Annotated in this window: 21 protein-coding genes; 11 read left to right on the top strand and 10 right to left on the bottom strand. The window is 68.5% G+C overall.

Annotation, left to right across the window (positions count from 1 at the left end):
• The first annotated feature begins 162 nt into the window (after positions 1–162).
• Complete coding sequence (locus tag NAM01S_RS00455; RefSeq protein ID WP_307188650.1) at positions 163–918, top strand: GlxA family transcriptional regulator; 756 nt, start codon at positions 163–165, stop codon at positions 916–918.
• Between the two features lie 117 nt (positions 919–1,035).
• On the opposite strand, the gene NAM01S_RS00450 is transcribed toward NAM01S_RS00455, so the two are convergent.
• Positions 1,036–2,538 carry an FAD-dependent oxidoreductase gene (locus NAM01S_RS00450; RefSeq protein WP_067778306.1) on the bottom strand — a complete coding sequence of 501 codons (1,503 nt, stop codon included), beginning with the start codon at positions 2,536–2,538 and terminating at the stop codon, positions 1,036–1,038.
• Positions 2,539–2,713: 175 nt separating this feature from the next.
• Here NAM01S_RS00450 and mbp1 point away from each other — a divergent pair, with 175 nt between their 5' ends.
• Positions 2,714–2,959 carry a microaggregate-binding protein 1 gene (gene mbp1 / locus NAM01S_RS00445; RefSeq protein WP_067778003.1) on the top strand — a complete coding sequence of 82 codons (246 nt, stop codon included), beginning with the start codon at positions 2,714–2,716 and terminating at the stop codon, positions 2,957–2,959.
• A 92-nt stretch (positions 2,960–3,051) separates the two neighbouring features.
• On the opposite strand, the gene NAM01S_RS00440 is transcribed toward mbp1, so the two are convergent.
• The 4 genes from NAM01S_RS00440 to NAM01S_RS00425 all read right to left on the bottom strand — a co-directional run bounded on the left by NAM01S_RS00440 (position 3,052) and on the right by NAM01S_RS00425 (position 5,224).
• The gene (locus tag NAM01S_RS00440; RefSeq protein WP_084482216.1) at positions 3,052–3,363 is read right to left on the bottom strand and encodes a hypothetical protein; all 312 of its coding nucleotides are present in this window, start codon (positions 3,361–3,363) and stop codon (positions 3,052–3,054) included.
• 25 nt (positions 3,364–3,388) lie between these two features.
• On the bottom strand, positions 3,389–3,847 hold the full coding sequence (locus tag NAM01S_RS00435; RefSeq protein ID WP_067778001.1) for a hypothetical protein: 459 nt from the start codon (positions 3,845–3,847) through the stop codon (positions 3,389–3,391).
• Between the two features lie 53 nt (positions 3,848–3,900).
• Positions 3,901–4,218, bottom strand: coding sequence for a hypothetical protein (locus NAM01S_RS00430; protein WP_174554759.1), 318 nt, complete (start codon positions 4,216–4,218; stop codon positions 3,901–3,903).
• 70 nt (positions 4,219–4,288) lie between these two features.
• Positions 4,289–5,224, bottom strand: coding sequence for a glycosyltransferase (locus NAM01S_RS00425; protein WP_253798074.1), 936 nt, complete (start codon positions 5,222–5,224; stop codon positions 4,289–4,291).
• 212 nt (positions 5,225–5,436) lie between these two features.
• Between NAM01S_RS00425 and NAM01S_RS00420 the strand changes: the two genes are divergently transcribed.
• A complete protein-coding gene (locus NAM01S_RS00420) occupies positions 5,437–5,856 on the top strand; it encodes a CBS domain-containing protein (RefSeq protein ID WP_067778000.1) in 420 nt (139 codons plus the stop codon).
• Positions 5,857–5,946: 90 nt separating this feature from the next.
• Here the strand turns inward: NAM01S_RS00420 and NAM01S_RS00415 are convergent, their stop codons facing one another.
• From NAM01S_RS00415 to NAM01S_RS00405, 3 genes are read right to left on the bottom strand one after another with little or no spacing between them, the layout of a single operon-like run.
• Positions 5,947–6,687 carry a metallophosphoesterase family protein gene (locus NAM01S_RS00415; RefSeq protein WP_067777999.1) on the bottom strand — a complete coding sequence of 247 codons (741 nt, stop codon included), beginning with the start codon at positions 6,685–6,687 and terminating at the stop codon, positions 5,947–5,949.
• Between the two features lie 4 nt (positions 6,688–6,691).
• Positions 6,692–6,955: a BON domain-containing protein gene (locus tag NAM01S_RS36270; protein WP_067777998.1), complete on the bottom strand. Its 264-nt coding sequence runs from the start codon at positions 6,953–6,955 to the stop codon at positions 6,692–6,694.
• Between the two features lie 4 nt (positions 6,956–6,959).
• Complete coding sequence (locus NAM01S_RS00405) at positions 6,960–7,550, bottom strand: nucleotidyltransferase family protein (protein ID WP_067777997.1); 591 nt, start codon at positions 7,548–7,550, stop codon at positions 6,960–6,962.
• Positions 7,551–7,721: 171 nt separating this feature from the next.
• Here NAM01S_RS00405 and NAM01S_RS00400 point away from each other — a divergent pair, with 171 nt between their 5' ends.
• Complete coding sequence (locus NAM01S_RS00400; RefSeq protein WP_067777996.1) at positions 7,722–8,234, top strand: DUF6328 family protein; 513 nt, start codon at positions 7,722–7,724, stop codon at positions 8,232–8,234.
• Here the strand turns inward: NAM01S_RS00400 and NAM01S_RS00395 are convergent.
• Positions 8,188–9,426 (bottom strand): glycosyltransferase, encoded by a 1,239-nt coding sequence (locus NAM01S_RS00395; RefSeq protein ID WP_067777995.1) that lies wholly within the window; start codon positions 9,424–9,426, stop codon positions 8,188–8,190. The genes NAM01S_RS00400 and NAM01S_RS00395 overlap by 47 nt on opposite strands.
• A 223-nt stretch (positions 9,427–9,649) precedes the next feature.
• On the opposite strand from NAM01S_RS00395, the gene NAM01S_RS00390 reads away from it, so the two are divergent.
• The 5 genes from NAM01S_RS00390 (at position 9,650) to NAM01S_RS00370 (ending at position 14,664) form a co-directional block, all read left to right on the top strand.
• On the top strand, positions 9,650–11,785 hold the full coding sequence (locus tag NAM01S_RS00390) for a catalase (RefSeq protein ID WP_067777994.1): 2,136 nt from the start codon (positions 9,650–9,652) through the stop codon (positions 11,783–11,785).
• A 341-nt stretch (positions 11,786–12,126) separates the two neighbouring features.
• Positions 12,127–12,552 carry an STAS domain-containing protein gene (locus NAM01S_RS00385; protein ID WP_067777993.1) on the top strand — a complete coding sequence of 142 codons (426 nt, stop codon included), beginning with the start codon at positions 12,127–12,129 and terminating at the stop codon, positions 12,550–12,552.
• A 65-nt stretch (positions 12,553–12,617) separates the two neighbouring features.
• The gene (locus NAM01S_RS00380) at positions 12,618–13,298 is read left to right on the top strand and encodes a PAS and ANTAR domain-containing protein (RefSeq protein WP_067778303.1); all 681 of its coding nucleotides are present in this window, start codon (positions 12,618–12,620) and stop codon (positions 13,296–13,298) included.
• Between the two features lie 159 nt (positions 13,299–13,457).
• A complete protein-coding gene (locus NAM01S_RS00375; protein WP_067777992.1) occupies positions 13,458–13,889 on the top strand; it encodes an ATP-binding protein in 432 nt (143 codons plus the stop codon).
• Entirely contained in the window at positions 13,879–14,664 is a 786-nt protein-coding gene (locus tag NAM01S_RS00370; protein ID WP_067777991.1) for an RNA polymerase sigma factor SigF, read from the top strand. The genes NAM01S_RS00375 and NAM01S_RS00370 overlap by 11 nt, the downstream gene beginning before the upstream one ends.
• A 188-nt stretch (positions 14,665–14,852) precedes the next feature.
• Here NAM01S_RS00370 and NAM01S_RS34650 read toward each other — a convergent pair whose 3' ends face one another.
• A complete protein-coding gene (locus NAM01S_RS34650; RefSeq protein WP_157107526.1) occupies positions 14,853–15,251 on the bottom strand; it encodes a hypothetical protein in 399 nt (132 codons plus the stop codon).
• A 195-nt stretch (positions 15,252–15,446) separates the two neighbouring features.
• On the opposite strand from NAM01S_RS34650, the gene NAM01S_RS00365 reads away from it, so the two are divergent.
• Both NAM01S_RS00365 and NAM01S_RS00360 read left to right on the top strand, forming a co-directional pair.
• Positions 15,447–15,845 carry a hypothetical protein gene (locus tag NAM01S_RS00365; protein WP_067777990.1) on the top strand — a complete coding sequence of 133 codons (399 nt, stop codon included), beginning with the start codon at positions 15,447–15,449 and terminating at the stop codon, positions 15,843–15,845.
• A 38-nt stretch (positions 15,846–15,883) separates the two neighbouring features.
• A complete protein-coding gene (locus NAM01S_RS00360) occupies positions 15,884–16,156 on the top strand; it encodes a hypothetical protein (RefSeq protein ID WP_218018311.1) in 273 nt (90 codons plus the stop codon).
• Positions 16,157–16,164: the final 8 nt, after the last annotated feature.

Raw genomic sequence — 16,164 nt, 5'->3', positions numbered from 1 at the left:
GTCGACAACGTCATCCCGTTCGATCTATCGGTTCCGCTCGAGATCTTCGGTCGAAGCATGCGCGATGACGGATCGCCCTGCTACGACGTCCGAGTGTGTGGTGAGCACCGAGATGTTTCCTCCAGGTTCTTTGGAATCTCGTCCCTGACCTAGATCGAGTTCTTGGCGGAACAGGCTGACACCGTGGTGGTCCCGGGATCGCTGAGCTATTCGGCGCAACCCTCGAGTCGCCTCGAAGACGCCTTGTACAGAGCATATGAGCGTGGCGCACGGGTGGCCTCGATCTGCTTGGGCGCGTTCACGCTCGCGGCCGCAGGCTTGCTCGATGGACGGCGGGCCACGACTCACTGGATGGTCGCGGCTGAACTGGCGGCTGGCTATCCGCGCGTCCGAGTCGACCCGTCGGTTCTCTTCGTGGCTGACGAAAGGGTGCTGACCTCAGCAGGTGCAGCTGCCGGCCTCGATCTATGCCTCCATATGGTCCGACTCGACTACGGTTCTGCCATCGCAGCCGACATGGCGCGGCTGTCGGTGATGCCGCTGACCAGGGAAGGGGGTCAGGCGCAATTCATCTCGGAACGTCCGCGTTCCAAGGCGCTCGACAAATCGATCAACCCAACCCTGGAGTGGGCAGAGTCCACGCTCGACGCGAAAATTACTGTGTCGGATCTCGCGGCCCGGGCCGGGGTCAGTAGGCGGACCCTGATTCGGAGATTCACCGAGCAGGTCCGTATGACGCCGAACGAGTGGTTGCAGACCGCACGGGTGCGGAAGGCGCAGGAACTGCTGGAAACAACCAATGTGACCATCGATTCGATCGCCGAGCAAGCGGGATTCGCCTCAGTTGCCGCACTGCGGCAAGCGTTCCGGAAAACCGTTGGAGTGACCCCGCAGGCATATCGCAAAGCTTTCGTCTGAAATGTCTGGTAGTAGCTGCGAGCTGTTCGGTCCAGCTGACGCGGAGGTCGGCGGGCAGCAGCCCGGCGACGTCGAGACCGGTTGCCCGATCGTGCGGCAACCGGCGGGCTCATGGGATCAGACGTCCTTGCGCAAGACCGCGCGGCGGGCGAGTGGTTTGGTCGCCGGTCCTTCCAGTACCGTGCCGTCCGGCGCGAAGCGGGAGCCGTGCAGCGGGCAGTCCCAGGACCGTTCCGCGTCGTTCCACCGCACGATGCCGTACAGGTGCGGGCAGACGGCGGACACCTCGGTGGTGACTCCGTCGACGGTGCAGACCGCCGAGGGCGTCAGCCCGTGGCGCTCGACCCGCCCGCAGCCTTCCTCGGGCATGCTCGCCGATCCGCCGCCGAGCATGCGCAGCCAGCCCGTCGAAAGTTGTTGGGCCACGGCGGTGTTGGCTTTCGCGCCGGAGAGCAGCGAGCGCAGTTCGGCGGGCCGCCACGTCGTGAACGTACCGGACCAGGCGGGTGGCTTGCCGGTGAGCCTGCCTGCCAGGGCGAGCGCGGCGGCGACGCCGTTGGTCAGGCCCCACTTGGCGTAGCCGGTGGCGACCAGGATGTCGTCCTGGCCGGGCAGCAGCGGGCCGACGTACGGCAATTCGCCGACCGGGTGGTAGTCCTGAGCCGACCAGCGGTGCAGAACCTCCGCGCCGGGGAACCAGGCGGCGGTCCAGTCCAGGAGTTCGTCGGCGTGCACGGCGGCCTCGTCGGTCCGCCCGACCTCGTGGCCGCTGCCGCCGACCAACAGCAGGTCGCCCTCGGGCGTTGGGTGGTAGCGCAGCGAGCGGATGGGCTGGCCCGCGCTGATGTACATGTCGTGCGGCACCGGCCCTGGCACCCGGAACGCGGCGAGGTACGAGCGCTGCGCCGTGAGACGTGCGAAGAACCCGCCCCGGTCCAGCATCGGGGTCCCGGTGGCCAGCACGACCGTGCCCGCGGCCAGGTCGCCGTGTTCGGTCTGCACGATCAGCTCACCGTCGGCGTGGTGCACCCCCTGCGCGATGGTCGATTCGTAGATCGGGGCGGCGTGCGACTCCACCTCGGCGGCCAGCGCGGCCAGCACGGCCATCGGATCGATCTGGGCCTGCTCGATCAGCCGGACACCGCCGTACACCGGGAAGGGCGCTTCGATGTCGTCGATCAGCTCGGTCGGCAGGCCGGCCGCCCGCGTCGCCTCGAATTCGGCTCGCACCGCGCGCTTTTCACGTTCGGACTGGGCGTAGGTGACCGCGGCGGCGCGCTGATAGGCGATTCCGTGCTCGTCGCAGAAACGCAAAAGCCAATCCTGGCCGTCCCGATTCGCCGCCAGATACTGCGCGAGGGTGCCGATACCGTGCCGTCCCGCGATGCTCTGCGCGCGAGTTCCCTGGAGCAGACTGACCTTTCCTGTCGTGCCGCCGGTCGTCCCGAGCCCGACGCGCCGACTTTCCACCACCGCGACCTGGATGCCGTTTTGGGCCAGTAGCAGCGCGGTGACGAGCCCGGTGAGACCCGCGCCGATCACCACGGTGTCGAAACGCGAGCCGGGCGTCAGCCGCAGTCGTGCGGGTACTTGCGCGTCGTTCATCCACAGGGACGTCATAGTCGGGACATAGCCGATCGACCCGACCCGAAACCCGGCGCTGACCGGCCGATCTTCCAGCCCGGTCGACACACGTGATCGACTTCGGCGAATATCCGGGACGCTGATTGAGCCCGCCTTTGCCGGGTAGACCGCCACTGTCCACCTGATAACCGATATTTCGGAGGTAGATATCGTGTCCGAGCAGAAGAGTGGTCCCCGAGAAGGCGTCGAAGGCGCTGTCGAAGGCGTCAAGGGCAAGGCCAAGGAGGCCGTCGGAAGCGTCTTCGGAAACGACGATCTGCGCGACGAGGGCAAGGCCCAGCAGGACAAGGCCGAGTCGCAGCGCGAGGCCGCGCGGAAGGAAGCCGCCGCCGAGAAGGAGCGGGGTGAGGCCGCGGTCGACGAGCAGCGTCAGCGCGCTCACCAGCAGGGCCAGTAGTCCTCGTACCCGCCCTATACGGTGACGGAAGGGGTGTCCGGCAAATGCCGGACACCCCTTTCTCGTTGTCCTGGATCGGAAATCTCGGAGTGCTACTTCGGAACGAAAATGCCGGTCAGGTCCGCTTTCCGGATCGGAGTGTCCGGATTGGCCTGCGCGGTGCACATCAATTCGATCGAGGCGATGGCGGCGTCGACCATGCGGTCGTCCGGCGCCTCCTGCCCACTTCGCTCCTGCTCGAGGAACTTGGTGACGGTGGTTCGCTTCTTGTCGGCGTCCTGTTCCACGAATTCGCTGCACGGCGTGTCGCCGCCTTTGTTGACGGCCTTCTCGGCCTCCGCACAACCCGCCGCGAACATCGCGGTGGAGGCCAGTGCCGCGGCGGCGAGGCTACGCATTCTCATCGAAACTCTCCTGTGTCGGGGCGGCTCAGAAACCGGCGAGGCCGGCGGCCAGGTCGTCGAGGTTCAGCGCGTCGAGCACCTGCTGGCGCACGTCGGGGCACTCCTGGATGGTGGCTGTGTCGATGATCGACTGATCGGCGAGCACGGCGTCGTTGAGTCCGCCGTTGCGCACCGCCCAGTTGTGCACCGTGCCGTTGAAGCTGACCCGGCCGACCACTTCACCCTGTTCGCTCCAGTTGCCGACCTCCGCGCGCATCATGTCGCACAGCTGCGCGGCGGCCGCGGGCGTCACCTCGTCGGGATTCGGCACATCGGCGCTTGTCGGTGCCGCGATGGTCAGCGAGACGGTGCCCTCGGTGGGGGTGGCGGGCACCGGGTCGGTGTCGCCGTCGCCGCCGCATCCCGCCACGAGCGAGCCCGCGGTCACCAGCGCGGCGCACACGGCCAGACTCCGGCCCGGCAGCCGAGTTCGGCTTCGTCGCATTCTTTTTCCCTTCCACGCCACCACGTCGGCTTCATTCGATCGGTGGTGCACGATCAGTGACCTCGGTCGTCGTAGTGCGAGTCGCCGTGCTTGCGCTGCACGCGCTTGTGTTCGGCGAAGACCAGCGCGGCGCCGACGACGATGCTCACCCCGGCCGCGATGCCCGCGACGATCGCCCAGCCTTCGAAGCCGTAGCCCGCGGCGGTGAGCGTCAGCGCGACGAGCACGATGCCGACGCCGACCAGGACCATGCCCGGCCAGTTCTTGGCGTCCTCGATCGCCTCGCCCGCGTGCGTCCGGGTGGTCCGGTGGTGGTCTGGAAATACGCCTTCCGGCTTCTTGTCGCGTCGGAAATTGTTCTCGGCACGCATAGTGGTCTCCTTCCGGGTGCAACCATCGAACGGATGCCGTTCGACGGGTACCCGGGGAAGCGCAGGTCAATCAGCGGCGGTCGGCCACGAGGTCGGCGAACAGCCGGTCCCATTCGCGCAGGAACTCCGCGAGACCGAAATTCGCCTGCGCCCATTGCCTAGCCGATTTGCCCGCCAACTCGGCGAACATGGGCTCGTGCAGGAACTGCCGGACCGCCTCGGCCAGGATCTCCGGCTCGGTCGACACCACACCGGCTTCCGCGGGGATCGAGGCGGAGACCTCGGTGGTGCCGAGCGCCACGATCGGCATGCCGAGATACATCGCCTCCAGCACCGACATGCCGAGCGAGGTCCAGCGCGGCACGTGCAGGAACACGCGGCGGCGGGCCAGTTCCTCGTACAGCAGGTCCTGTTCGAGATCGCCGGCGCCGACGATCCGGTCGGGCGGGCGGTGCAGCGCGTCGGCCAGCCGTTCGGTGCCCGCGCCGTAGACATCGATCGGCGCGGCTTCGGAGAGCGGCGCGAGCAGATCGGTGCCGGTGATGCGGCAGCGGCGCACCGGATCGTGGATGATCGTCGCGGCCCTCGGCAGTTCACCGGTGTACCGCTGGCCGGGATCGGGAATCCCGTAGCGGATGACCATGCTCGGGCAGCGGCCGTTGTCCCACATCAGCCGGTTGAACTGGGTGACGTGCACCAGCGGGATGTCGGAGCGGCCTGCCAGGGGATGCCTGGTCAGCGCCGCGTGCTGGTGCGGCGTGTTGTGTTCGACGTAGACCGCGGGCACGTCGATGCCCGGTGCCCGGCCGAGCCATTCGTGCGCGAGATCGATTTCCCTCGGGCGTTGCAGGACAACGAGATCGATGTCGGTGTCGACCAGGTCGGCGGGTGCGATGTCGACCGCGTTCGCGGGCCAGGGACGTCCGCACCGACCACGCGCCCATTCGCCGCGGCGTGCGTCGTAGGGCACCAGATAGCGGTGCCCGCCCTGGACGAAAGCTGTCATCCACGGGCTGTGCGCGTGCCACACCAGGACGTTCAGCGGTCCGGCCGCCCCGTTCGAAGTAATCGTCGGAGCTTCCATAAGCCCGGTGTGCCCAGGCGGGCCCGCTCGAAACCTGGGTACCCGAGAACCCGTGTACCCGAGCACGACCCGGGTACACGGTCCCCGAGGCGCCCGCACCGTGGCGCCTCTCACAGGGACCAGGGAGGTCGGGGATGACAACGGCGGGCGACATCATGACGGCGGGCGTGCACTGTATTCGCGCGGGCGACACCGTGGCCGAGGCGGCGGATCAGATGGCCGAGCTGGACATCGGCGCGTTGCCGATCTGCGGCGAGGACAACCGGCTGCACGGCATGCTCACCGACCGCGACATCGTGGTGAAAGTCGTTGCGGCGCGCAAGGATCCGCAGCGTGTGCTGGCCGGGGAGCTGGCCGGTGGCGTGCCGTACACGGTGGATGTCACCGATGGCGTGCGCAAGGTGGTGTCGCTGATGGCCCAGCATCAAGTGCGGCGCATTCCGGTGCTCGATCGCGGACGGCTGGTCGGCATCATCGCCCAAGCCGATGTCGCGACCGCCCTGGGCAACGCGCAGGCGGGGAACATGGTGGAAGCGGTGTCGCTGGACTTCTGAGTCGGACGGCCCGCACAGTGCTCTGCACCGATCGTGCGCCGTCCATCGCGGCGCACGATGGTGTCACCGCAACTCAGCCCGTCGGCACGATCACGTGGGCGCGCTGACCACCCGCTGCCTGGCGGGTTCCAGCTCGTAGATCGCGTAGGCCGCCCGAATCACCGGCTCGGCCACATTGCGCACCCGGATGCCGCCCGGCGTCGTTCCGCGCTCGGTTCCCGCGTGCGCGTGCCCGTGCAGCGCCAGGTCCGCGTCGAATTCGTCGATCGGCTCGCCGAGCAGATAGGAACCGAGGAACGGGTAGATCTCCCTCGGCTCGCCGTGCAAAGTGTCGCTGACCGGTGAATAGTGCGTGAGCACGACGGTGATGTCGGTGTCCAGCTCGGCCAGCGCGGCGCGCAGCGAGTCGGCCAACATCACGGTGTGGCAGGCGAATTCGCGCATGACTCGCTCGCCGAAGACGCTGGCGCACTTGCCTGCGAACCCGCCACCGAAGCCCTTCGTTCCCGCGACACCGAGCGTCTGCCCGTCGACGGAAACCGTGGTGGAGCTGCCCTCGAGCACGGTGATGCCGTAGTCGGTGAGCAGTGCGGTGATGTCGTCCTGGGCGTCGCTGTGGTGGTCGTGGTTGCCGAGCACGGCGATGACGGGCACGCCGAGATCGGTGAACTCCGTCGCGACCACCCGCGCCTCGTCCAGCGTGCCGTGCCTGGTCAGATCTCCGGCGAGCAGCAGCACGTCGGCGCGCATGGGGAGTTCGCGCAGCACGGGGCGCAGCTGTCCGGAGGACTCGGCTCCCAGATGTACGTCGCCTACCGCGGCGATCCGCATGGCGTCAGCTCCCTTCGTGCGTCGACAGGTGTTCGGTTCCGGTCGGTGCGGTGGGCACCGAGACGCGCACGTCGTTGTGGATGACCACGCCGGGCAGCTGTTCGCGGACCACCGCTTCCATCTGCTGTTTGCGCTGGTCGCTCGTCACTTCACCGTCGAGCACCACCACCTCACCGCGAATGGTGACCTGCACGCCGAGTTCGGCGGTGCGCGGGTCCTCGGCGAGCGCGCGGCGCAGACGGGCCACGAGGTACTGGGGCTTCTCCATCGGCTCAGCCTTCTTCTCGATCTCGGGTGCCCGCCTCGATTCGGCCCGCGTCGGTGATACCGAGGTCGTCGACCAGGCCGAGAAAGGCTCGGGCATAGGGTGATTCCTGCGTCTGGCTGCGCACGACGGCCCAGTCCACCTGCTCGCGCAGATCGCGCGCGATGTGTAGCAGCGGGCTCAGATCCAGTCGGTGCGCGTCGAAGACGAGGAGCTTGTCGATCATCAGGTCGGTCGCGCTGATCACCGGCGCCACCGTCGGCCCGACGCGCATGACCGTGGCACGGTCCAGCAACTCGTCGGTGACGTCGCGGCAGTTGGGCCGGTAGATCACGTCGATCAGGGTGTCGCCGTCGTAGACCTTGGACAGCCAGTCCTCGGGCGGCTGGCACACCCGCAGACCCGCCCGCGCGAGCGCCTGGATGGCGCGCGAGGTATCGGCGGGTTTGACGAAGAGATCCACATCGTGATCCGACGCGGGACCGCCGCGAGCGTAGACCGCGCAGCCACCCGCCACCGCGAACCTGATCTCCGCGTCGAGCAACGTGTTCGCGGCCCGGGTCAGCGCGTGCAGCAGTTCGTCCATCGTCGCGACCATGCTGCGGTGGTACCCGGCGGATTCCGGGTTAATCAGGGCCTGAGCGGGTATGCGACGAGGTGCACCCCGGCCGGAAACGACCGTCGCCAACCACTGGGAAGGGGCGCTGGAAGATGACCAAGGAAGAGCTCATCTCGGCGATCGAAAAGGAGAATCGCCGAAAGACCGCAAGTGCACGACGATGAGAACACCTCGCGGCGGCCGCCGAGGCCTGACGAGGGACGAGACGAAACCGAGCTCGAACGACTGGACCGCAACTGGGCCAGCCTGATCCAGGAGCTGCGCGTCGTGCAGACGGGCGTGCAGTTCCTCATCGGCGCGCTGCTGCTCCTGCCCTTCCAACCCGAGTTCGCGGTGGTGTCGCAGCAGATGCGCACGCTGTATCTGGTGACCGTCTGCGCGGCGTTCGGCGCCACGGTGTTCCTGGTGGCGCCGGTGTCCTGGCATCGCATCCTGTTCCGCAGGCATCGGCTCGGCAACGTCGTCTCGGCCGCGCATCGGTGCGCGATGGCTGGTGTCGCCCTGCTCGGCGTCGCGCTGACGGGCGCGTTGGTGCTGGTAGTCGACGTCGTCGCTGGGGACGTGGCGGGAGTTGTCGCGGGCGTCGCCGCAGCGCTGCTGTTCGCGGCGGCCTGGCTCATCGCGCCGTGGCGATGGCGCGCCCGGAGCCACCCGCATCCGTGACCACCGAGGCACTCGCGGGCGCCGCGCGCCGGTACGCCGACAGCGTCGCGGCGGCGACGCGATCCCACGAGTAGCGGCTGCTCGCCCGCTGATACCCCGCCGCGCCCCAGGTTTCGCGCAGTGTCGCGTCCTCGAGCAGCGGGCGCACCGCACGCGCCACGACATCCGGTTCGGGTGGTGCGACGAACTTGCCCGTGACTCCGTCAACCACGGTGTCGAGCATGCCGCCGACCGCGGTGGTGACCACCGGCTTGCGGCAGGCCATCGCCTCCAGCGGGACCAAGCCGAACGGCTCGTACCAGGGCGTGCACAGCACCACGTCGGCCGAGCGGTACAGCCGAGGCATCGCGCTGTGCGAGACCCGGCCGAGCAGCCGAACCCGTTCGTGCACACCGTGTTCCACGGCGATGCGACGCAACCGCTTGCCTTCGGCGTCGTCGTCCACGTCGTCGCCGACCGCACCGCCCGCGATGACCAGTTCGGTGTCGGGCAGGTCAGGCAGGGCGCGCACCGCGAGGTCGAATCCCTTCCTGCGCACCAGCCGCCCCGCCGCGAAGATCCGGTGCCGCGCCTTGCGGTCGGCGACGCCGCCCTCGGGACGGAAGGCCGTGAGGTCGACTCCGCAGGGCGCCACCGAGATACGGAAGCGCGGCACGCCCATCCTGACCACTTCGACGGCCTCGTCGGCGCTGGTCGCCAGCACGTGCGCGGCCCTGGTCGCGATGAGGCGCTCGAATCGAATCCGGGAGCGTGGGCTGGTGTCGGCAAGTCCTTGGTGGCGGCGCTTGACGGTGCCGAGCGCGTGGAAGGTCACCACCACCGGAATGTCGTGCGCCCTGGCCGCCAGCTCGGCGGCGAGCGCGGATATCCAGAAGTGCGCGTGCACCACGTCGGGCGTGTCGATGGCCCAGTGTTTACGCAGGAAAGTGCCGAACTCGCCGAGGTGGGGAAGTGTCCGATCGCGGCCGAGCGGCCGCGGCGGCCCGGCGGGAACGTGCACGACGCGGTAGCCGTCGCGGGTCGCCACCTCGGTCCGGATGTGCGGGTCGTCGCGCCGGGTGTAGACCGTGACCCGATGGCCGCGGCGGGCCAGCGCCGCCGAGAGCGCCGCGACGTGCACCTGTTGACCGCCCGCGCCGCCGCCTGGATCCGCGAGAGGACTGACGTGTTCGGAAACCATGGCGATCTTCACGGCTACTCCGTTCCGGCGAGAAGGCGGGCGCATGCCGATGCTCGGCGCGGCCATGGCCGGACGTGCCGTCGGCGGTATGTGCGGGATATGCCCGCCACCGTGGCGCGCAAACGGCGCGGCACGGGGTTTCCGGCCGGAAACGTCCGGATGAGCTCGGTTTACCTGCACCGAATGCGGGCAGTCGGCCGGACGAGAGCGATTGACGGCAGGCAGGAGGAAGCCAGTGAACGAGCGATCGGACAACGGCGTCGGCGGATCCGGTGCCGATCCCAAACAGCGACAGCTGGACGCGCACCGTGTCGATCGAGAGCGCGGCTACCTGACGACCCAGCAAGGCGTGCGCGTCGAGAGCACCGACGACGCGCTGGCCGCGGGGGAGCGCGGCCCCACCCTGATGGACGACTTCCACGCGCGGGAGAAGATCACCCACTTCGATCACGAGCGCATCCCCGAACGCGTGGTGCACGCCCGCGGCGCGGGCGCCTACGGCTACTTCCAGCCCTACGACAACGCGCTGGCCGACGTCACGGCGGCGCCCTTCCTCACCGATCCGGGCGTGCGCACCCCGGTCTTCGTGCGGTTCTCCACCGTCGCCGGATCCCGCGGGTCCGCGGACACGGTCCGCGACGTGCGCGGATTCGCGACGAAGTTCTATACGGCCCAGGGCAATTTCGACCTGGTCGGCAACAACTTCCCGGTGTTCTTCATCCAGGACGGCATCAAGTTCCCCGACTTCGTGCACGCGGTGAAACCCGAGCCGCACAACGAGATTCCGCAGGCCGCCTCGGCGCACGACACCCTGTGGGACTTCGTGTCGCTGCAACCGGAGACCCTGCACGCCATCATGTGGCTGATGTCGGACCGGGCACTGCCGCGCAGCTACCGGATGATGCAAGGCTTCGGCGTGCACACCTTCCGGCTGGTGAACGCGCAGGGGAAAGGCACCTTCGTCAAGTTCCACTGGAAGCCGAAGCTCGGCGTGCACTCGCTGGTGTGGGACGAGTGCCAGCAGATCGCCGGGCGCGATCCCGATTTCAATCGCCGCGATCTCTGGGACTGCATCGAAGCGGGCCAGTATCCCGAGTGGGAACTCGGTGTGCAGCTGGTGCCGGAGGAGCGCGAGTTCGACTTCGATTTCGATCTGCTCGACGCGACCAAGATCATTCCCGAGGAGCAGGTGCCGGTCCGGCCGGTAGGTCGCATGGTGCTCGATCGCAACCCGAACAACTTCTTCGCCGAGACCGAACAGGTCGCCTTCCATACCGCGAACCTGGTACCCGGCATCGACTTCACCAACGATCCGCTGCTGCAGCTGCGCAACTTCTCCTACCTGGACACCCAGTTGATCCGGCTCGGCGGCCCCAATTTCGCCCAGCTGCCGATCAACCGGCCGGTGGCCGAGGTCCGCAATCACCAGCAGGACGGCTACGGCCAGCACGCCATCCCGGTCGGACCCGCCTCGTACACCAAGAACAGCATCGGCGGCGGATGCCCGTTCCTGGCCGATTCCGGTGCCTACCAACACTATTCGCAACGGATCGACGGCGAAGCGCAGCGCAAGCGCGCGGAGAGCTTCAAGGAGTACTACCGGCAGCCGAGGATGTTCTGGCGCAGCATGTCCCCGCCCGAGGCCGAGCACATCGTCGACGCGTTCGCCTTCGAGCTGGGCAAGGTGGACCGGCCGGAGATCCGCGAGCGGGTCGTGGAGCACCTGGTCCGCATCGACACCGATCTGGCGGTGCGAGTCGCGGGGAAGCTCGGCATTTCCGCTCCCGAGTCCGACACCGACACCTCCGACGCCTTCGTCTCGCCGGCGCTGTCCCAGGCCAACACCGCGATGGACACGATCCAGACCCGCAAGATCGCGGTGCTTGCCGCCGACGGCGTCGACGCGGCCGGGGTCCGCGCGCTGCGCACGGTGCTGACCGAACGCGGCGCGATCGTCGAGGTGCTCGGCCTGCACGGCGGACGGGTCAGGGGCGACGGGTCCGACGGCGACCAGCTCGACGTCGACCGATCGCTGGCCACCGCCGCCTCGGTGCTCTACGACGGCGTCGTCGTCCCCGGCGGTCCCGGCGCGGCGGAGACGTTGGCGCGCAACGGTTCCGCGGTGCATTTCGTGCTGGAGGCGTTCAAGCACGCGAAGGCCGTCGCCGCTTTCGGCGCAGGCGTCTCGGTGCTGCGCATCTCCGGAATCGTCCCCGAGACGCCACCGGACGGCGGGCTCGGCATCGAACAGGGCGTGGTCACCACCGAGTCGAGCGGCGGCTCGCTACCTGGGGATTTCGTGGACGCCTTCGCCGACGCGCTGGCCAGGCATCGCACCTGGCGTCGGGCGACCGCCGCGGTGCCTGCCTGAGACAAGTCCCTGACACCGCAGGGCGGACGTGCCAGACTGTAGGGAGGTTGAGACTACAGCCGAACCCGGTTCGACGCGGTCGGCCCAGACGACGGGCCACCGCGATCATTCGGACGGGAGCGTGACGGCAACGGCCGATCGATGCCGATCGGCGGGCGCGCTGGGACGAACTCCGAGCGCGCCCCCAGGTGGCTGACAGACCCGGCACGCGGCGGCTGAACGCACCGCGTACCCCCGACAACGGGCGATCATTCCACCGTGCCCCTCCCATCGACGGCGCACGTCCGTCGACCGAGCCGATCGCACCGAGCCGGACATCCCTTTGCCAAGGGAGGAATGCCATGCCAGTTGATGCCGCTCTGCCCAGGCACCGCATCGATGGAGTCGATCCGAGTGCCGGTCCAAGTGGCGCGCACTCGCAGCACGAGGGCCGCATGTGGTCGCAGCGGGTCGACCGGCGCCGACGGTGCGTCGTGGTCCGTGTCGAGGGCGAAATCGACGCGCTCGTACACGACCGATTCGAGGAAACGGTCGAACGCGCGACACAGGCGCGTTGCCAGACCGTGGTCGTCGATCTGCGCGCCGCCAGGTTCCTCAGCATCCGGACCGCGAGCACGTTGGGCGCGCTCCGGCAACGAGCCGCGTGCGCGGGCGTCGACCTGCGTGTCGTGGCAGGTCGGGCCGAGATCGAACGGGCGCTCGAGGTCGCGGGCGTTCGCTCGTTGTTCTTCCGATACCCCTCCATGCGAGCCGCTTTGGACGCGTGAGGCCGATAGTCCTCGACCACATCGATCTGCTCGCCGCTCACCCGGCGAGGACGGATACTTGCCGTGTGACGGAGAGTGGGTCGGTTCCACCCGAGGACGCGTTCGTGCTGAACCGGGTGATCGGTATGGGAACGCCGCAGAATGTCGGCAGTTTCCGTTTCTGGTTCGCGGACCAGCGGTGGGAGTGGTCGGACGAGGTGGCGTTGATGCACGGGTACTCGCCGGGGACGGTGCGGCCCACGACGAAACTGTTGCTCTCGCACAAGCATCCCGACGACCGTGAGCAGGTCGCCACGGCATTGGCCAACTCCATCGAGACCGGGGAGCCGTTCTCCAGCAGGCACCGGATCATCGACACCAGGGGCACGGTGCACCACATGATCGTGGTGGCCGACCGGATGACCGACGAGGCGGACGAGGTCGTCGGCACCGCCGGCTACTACATCGACGTCACCGAGACGCTCGAGGAGCACCGGCAGGAGACGCTGGACGACACGCTGCCGGAGTTGTACGAGGCGCGCGCGGTCATCGAACAGGCCAAGGGCGCGCTGATGCTGGTGTACGGCATCAGCGCGGAACAGGCTTTCCGCGTGCTGAGCTGGCGTTCCCAGGAAACCAACGTGAAATTGCGCGCGCTCGCCGCCCAGCTGATCGCCGACATGCGCGCCACGACGCGGGTCGCCGTCGGGCTGCGCACGGAATTCGATCACCTGTTGCTGACCGCCCACGAAAGGGTGCGGCGGTAGGGTGGGTACCCGCGTCGGCTGATTGCCGACGTTTCAGTTCGTGTCCGACGGGTAAGCGCAACGATGAGGGACGCCGCGGTCGCCTGACCTCGAGGTGCTTGGTGATTGTTGCGCGGTAGCCTGACGGATCGGCCGCGCGAAACAAGGTGGTGATGGGTTATGGGGGAGTGGACCTCTCAGTCCTCTACGGAAACGACGACCATCGGGGTGCGCGTGCCCGCGCGCCTCGAGCAGCTGACGATGCTCCGCGCGCTCGCCGAAACCGTAGCCCTCATCGCGGATTTCGCCATCGATGAAGTGACCGACATCCGCCTCGCGCTGGACGAGGTCGCCACCGCGCTGATCCTGGACGCGGTGCCTGGCTCGAACATCGACTGCGCTTTCACCTACGACGAGAACCGCATGTTCGTGCACGTCTCCTCGGTGGCCACGACCGAATCGGTAGTGGAACAGGCCGGTTTCGGATGGCACATCGTGCGCACCCTCACCGAATCGATCGCGGCGCAGCAGGAGCCCTACGACGGAGCGCTGTCGGGTTATCCGACGGTTGTCGACTTCACCTGGGTGCGAGGGGGCGCCGATGGCGGGTGAATCGAAATCGGCGGGCGACAGCTACGACAACATCGAGCCGCTCTTCGAGAAGATCGCCGCCCTCGGCCCCGACGACCCGCGCCGCGCAGCCCTCCGCGAAGAGCTGATCGGGCGGTGCCTGCCGCTGGCCGAGCACATCGCGCGCAAGTTCTCCGGGCGCGGTGAGATCTTCGACGACCTGTTGCAGGTCGCGCGCCTCGGCTTGGTGCAGGCCGCCGACCGGTTCGACGTCAGCCGCGGCTCGTCGTTCCTGGCGTTCGCGGTGCCGACCATCATGGGCGAGGTCCGCAGGCACTTCCGGGACAACACCTGGGCCGTGCGGGTGCCGCGGCGCACCAAGGAGATTCAGCTCAGCATCGGCGCGACGGTCGAGGCGCTCTCGCAACGGCTCGGCAGGATGCCGCGCGCCAGGGAAATCGCCGACGAACTCGACGTCGATCTGGTCGAGGTCACCCAGGCCCTGATCGCGGGCAATGCCTACCAATCGTCGTCCATCGACGCCGTCGCAGGCGACGACATCGACAGCGCGCCGCTTCCCCTGTTGGAAAGCCTCGGCGCCGACGAACCGTCCTACCACCTCGTGGAGGACTTCATGGCGGTCAAACCGCTCATCTCCGACCTGCCCGATCGCGAGCGGCAGGTGCTCGTCATGCGCTTCTTCGAGGGCAAGACCCAGACGCAGATCGCCGATGTCCTCGGCGTCTCCCAGATGCACGTTTCCCGGATCCTGGCCAAGACGCTGCGCTGGTTGCGCGAGGAAGCGCTGCGCGACTGAGTCGCGCGGCGCCCGCCGCTCATCGGCGCCGCGGCCGGCCGCTCCTAGGTGCACGGCGCCGATGGCTCATAAGCACGACGTCCGCAGCTCATCGACTCGGCGCCGGACCGAGCGATCGGCAAGGCGCTCCCGGGACGCACTCACGAAGCGCCCCCAACGACCGGCTGCTGACGCAGCGCCCGCGGGGCTCACACCGGATTCGGCGGTGGAGGCGCGGGATCCGGTCCCGGTGTCGGACGACCGGGTGTGGGCTCGGGGCACGGTGTCGGACGACCGGGCGTCGGTTCGGGTCCTGGCGTCGGACGACCTGGGCCAGGCAACGGCGGAGTACCGGGTTCGCGCGGGTCCGGGCCTGGCACCGGCGGCGTCGGCCGCTCCGGTTCGGGCGGGAACGGGTGCGACGGGCTCGGATCGGGTTCCGGCGGCAGCGGCGAGGGTCCCGGATCGGGCGGGAACGGCGGCGGGAACGGATGCGGCGCGGGATCCGGATTCGGAATCGGTTCCGGCTCGGGTGGCGTCGGCACCGGGTCGGGCTGCGGGTTCGGCGGGATGGGATCGGGTATCGGCTGTGGCGTGTGGTCGTCCATGCGACATCTCCTCGGTGGTGACCCGCGGCGCCGAGCATCGCGCGGCGGAGGCGGGCCGGTCACCGAGCCGGATACCCACCCAGCACGGGACGAATCGGATGCGGCGTACGCCTCACTCTCGTTTGCCGACGACCCGGTTCGGGTATGTGGTGGAGCAACCGGACAAAGAGATACGAGGGCGCAGAGGGAGTCGTCATGGACGATCAACGACGACCCGCCACCCGGACTCCGTACACCGGACCGGGGCATTCGAGGTCGCTGCAGCAGGCACAGGAGATCACGTCGCCGACGCAGCGGCCGGACCGAGCGGGCCGCACCCTGATCACGCGCAATCACGAGGTGATCAGGCGGTGGGCCGAGGAGCGCGGTGCTCGACCCGCCACCATGCCGGGCAGCGAGTACAACGGCCGCCTCGGCGTGCTGCGCTTCGACTTCCCCGGCTACGGCGGGGCGGTGCTGCGCCAGGTCGGCTGGGACGAGTGGTTCGAGACCTTCGACGACCGGCGGCTGCGTTTCCTCTACCAGGAGCAACGGGCCGACGGCTCACCGAGCAATTTCAACCGGCTGGAGCGGCCGCGCCGCGAGGACCGCTGAGCCCGTTTCGGCGGCTCGGCAGCGGCAACCCTGCGAGCATGACCGAACCGACAGGCGAGGAGCCGCTGGACGACACGACGTGGACCGATCAGATTCCGTCCACCACCGAACAGCTAGACGAGGACGAACTCGGCGCCGACCCGCTCGAGCAGGCGATGGACCCGCCCGACGCGTGGTCCGGCGCCGAACGCTACGCCCAATCGCCCGCCGAGCAGCGCCAAGGTGAGTCGATCGGCGAGCGTCTCGACGCCGAGGAACCGGACGTCGTTCCGGACCAGCCCCCGCTCACCACGGGGCCCGAGGAGTCCTGACCGGAAAC

Source organism: Nocardia amikacinitolerans NBRC 108937 (assembly GCF_001612615.1).
In the GTDB taxonomy this organism is placed as follows: domain Bacteria; phylum Actinomycetota; class Actinomycetes; order Mycobacteriales; family Mycobacteriaceae; genus Nocardia; species Nocardia amikacinitolerans.
Note: the sequence above shows the minus strand (reverse complement) of the source record. Positions and strands in the feature narration are given on the sequence as shown.

Bases quoted from the DNA above. Each gene is read 5' to 3' on its own strand.
- NAM01S_RS00365 (WP_067777990.1), top strand. From the start codon at position 15,447: ATGGACGATCAACGACGACCCGCCACCCGGACTCCGTACACCGGACCG.
- NAM01S_RS00435 (WP_067778001.1), bottom strand. From the start codon at position 3,847: ATGCGACGAAGCCGAACTCGGCTGCCGGGCCGGAGTCTGGCCGTGTGC.
- NAM01S_RS34650 (WP_157107526.1), bottom strand. From the start codon at position 15,251: ATGGACGACCACACGCCACAGCCGATACCCGATCCCATCCCGCCGAAC.
- NAM01S_RS00425 (WP_253798074.1), bottom strand. From the start codon at position 5,224: ATGACAGCTTTCGTCCAGGGCGGGCACCGCTATCTGGTGCCCTACGAC.
- NAM01S_RS36270 (WP_067777998.1), bottom strand. From the start codon at position 6,955: ATGGAGAAGCCCCAGTACCTCGTGGCCCGTCTGCGCCGCGCGCTCGCC.
- NAM01S_RS00375 (WP_067777992.1), top strand. From the start codon at position 13,458: ATGGGGGAGTGGACCTCTCAGTCCTCTACGGAAACGACGACCATCGGG.
- NAM01S_RS00450 (WP_067778306.1), bottom strand. From the start codon at position 2,538: ATGACGTCCCTGTGGATGAACGACGCGCAAGTACCCGCACGACTGCGG.
- NAM01S_RS00415 (WP_067777999.1), bottom strand. From the start codon at position 6,687: ATGCGGATCGCCGCGGTAGGCGACGTACATCTGGGAGCCGAGTCCTCC.
- NAM01S_RS00440 (WP_084482216.1), bottom strand. From the start codon at position 3,363: ATGAGAATGCGTAGCCTCGCCGCCGCGGCACTGGCCTCCACCGCGATG.
- NAM01S_RS00405 (WP_067777997.1), bottom strand. From the start codon at position 7,550: ATGGTCGCGACGATGGACGAACTGCTGCACGCGCTGACCCGGGCCGCG.
- NAM01S_RS00370 (WP_067777991.1), top strand. From the start codon at position 13,879: ATGGCGGGTGAATCGAAATCGGCGGGCGACAGCTACGACAACATCGAG.
- NAM01S_RS00430 (WP_174554759.1), bottom strand. From the start codon at position 4,218: ATGCGTGCCGAGAACAATTTCCGACGCGACAAGAAGCCGGAAGGCGTA.
- NAM01S_RS00385 (WP_067777993.1), top strand. From the start codon at position 12,127: ATGCCAGTTGATGCCGCTCTGCCCAGGCACCGCATCGATGGAGTCGAT.
- NAM01S_RS00360 (WP_218018311.1), top strand. From the start codon at position 15,884: ATGACCGAACCGACAGGCGAGGAGCCGCTGGACGACACGACGTGGACC.
- NAM01S_RS00420 (WP_067778000.1), top strand. From the start codon at position 5,437: ATGACAACGGCGGGCGACATCATGACGGCGGGCGTGCACTGTATTCGC.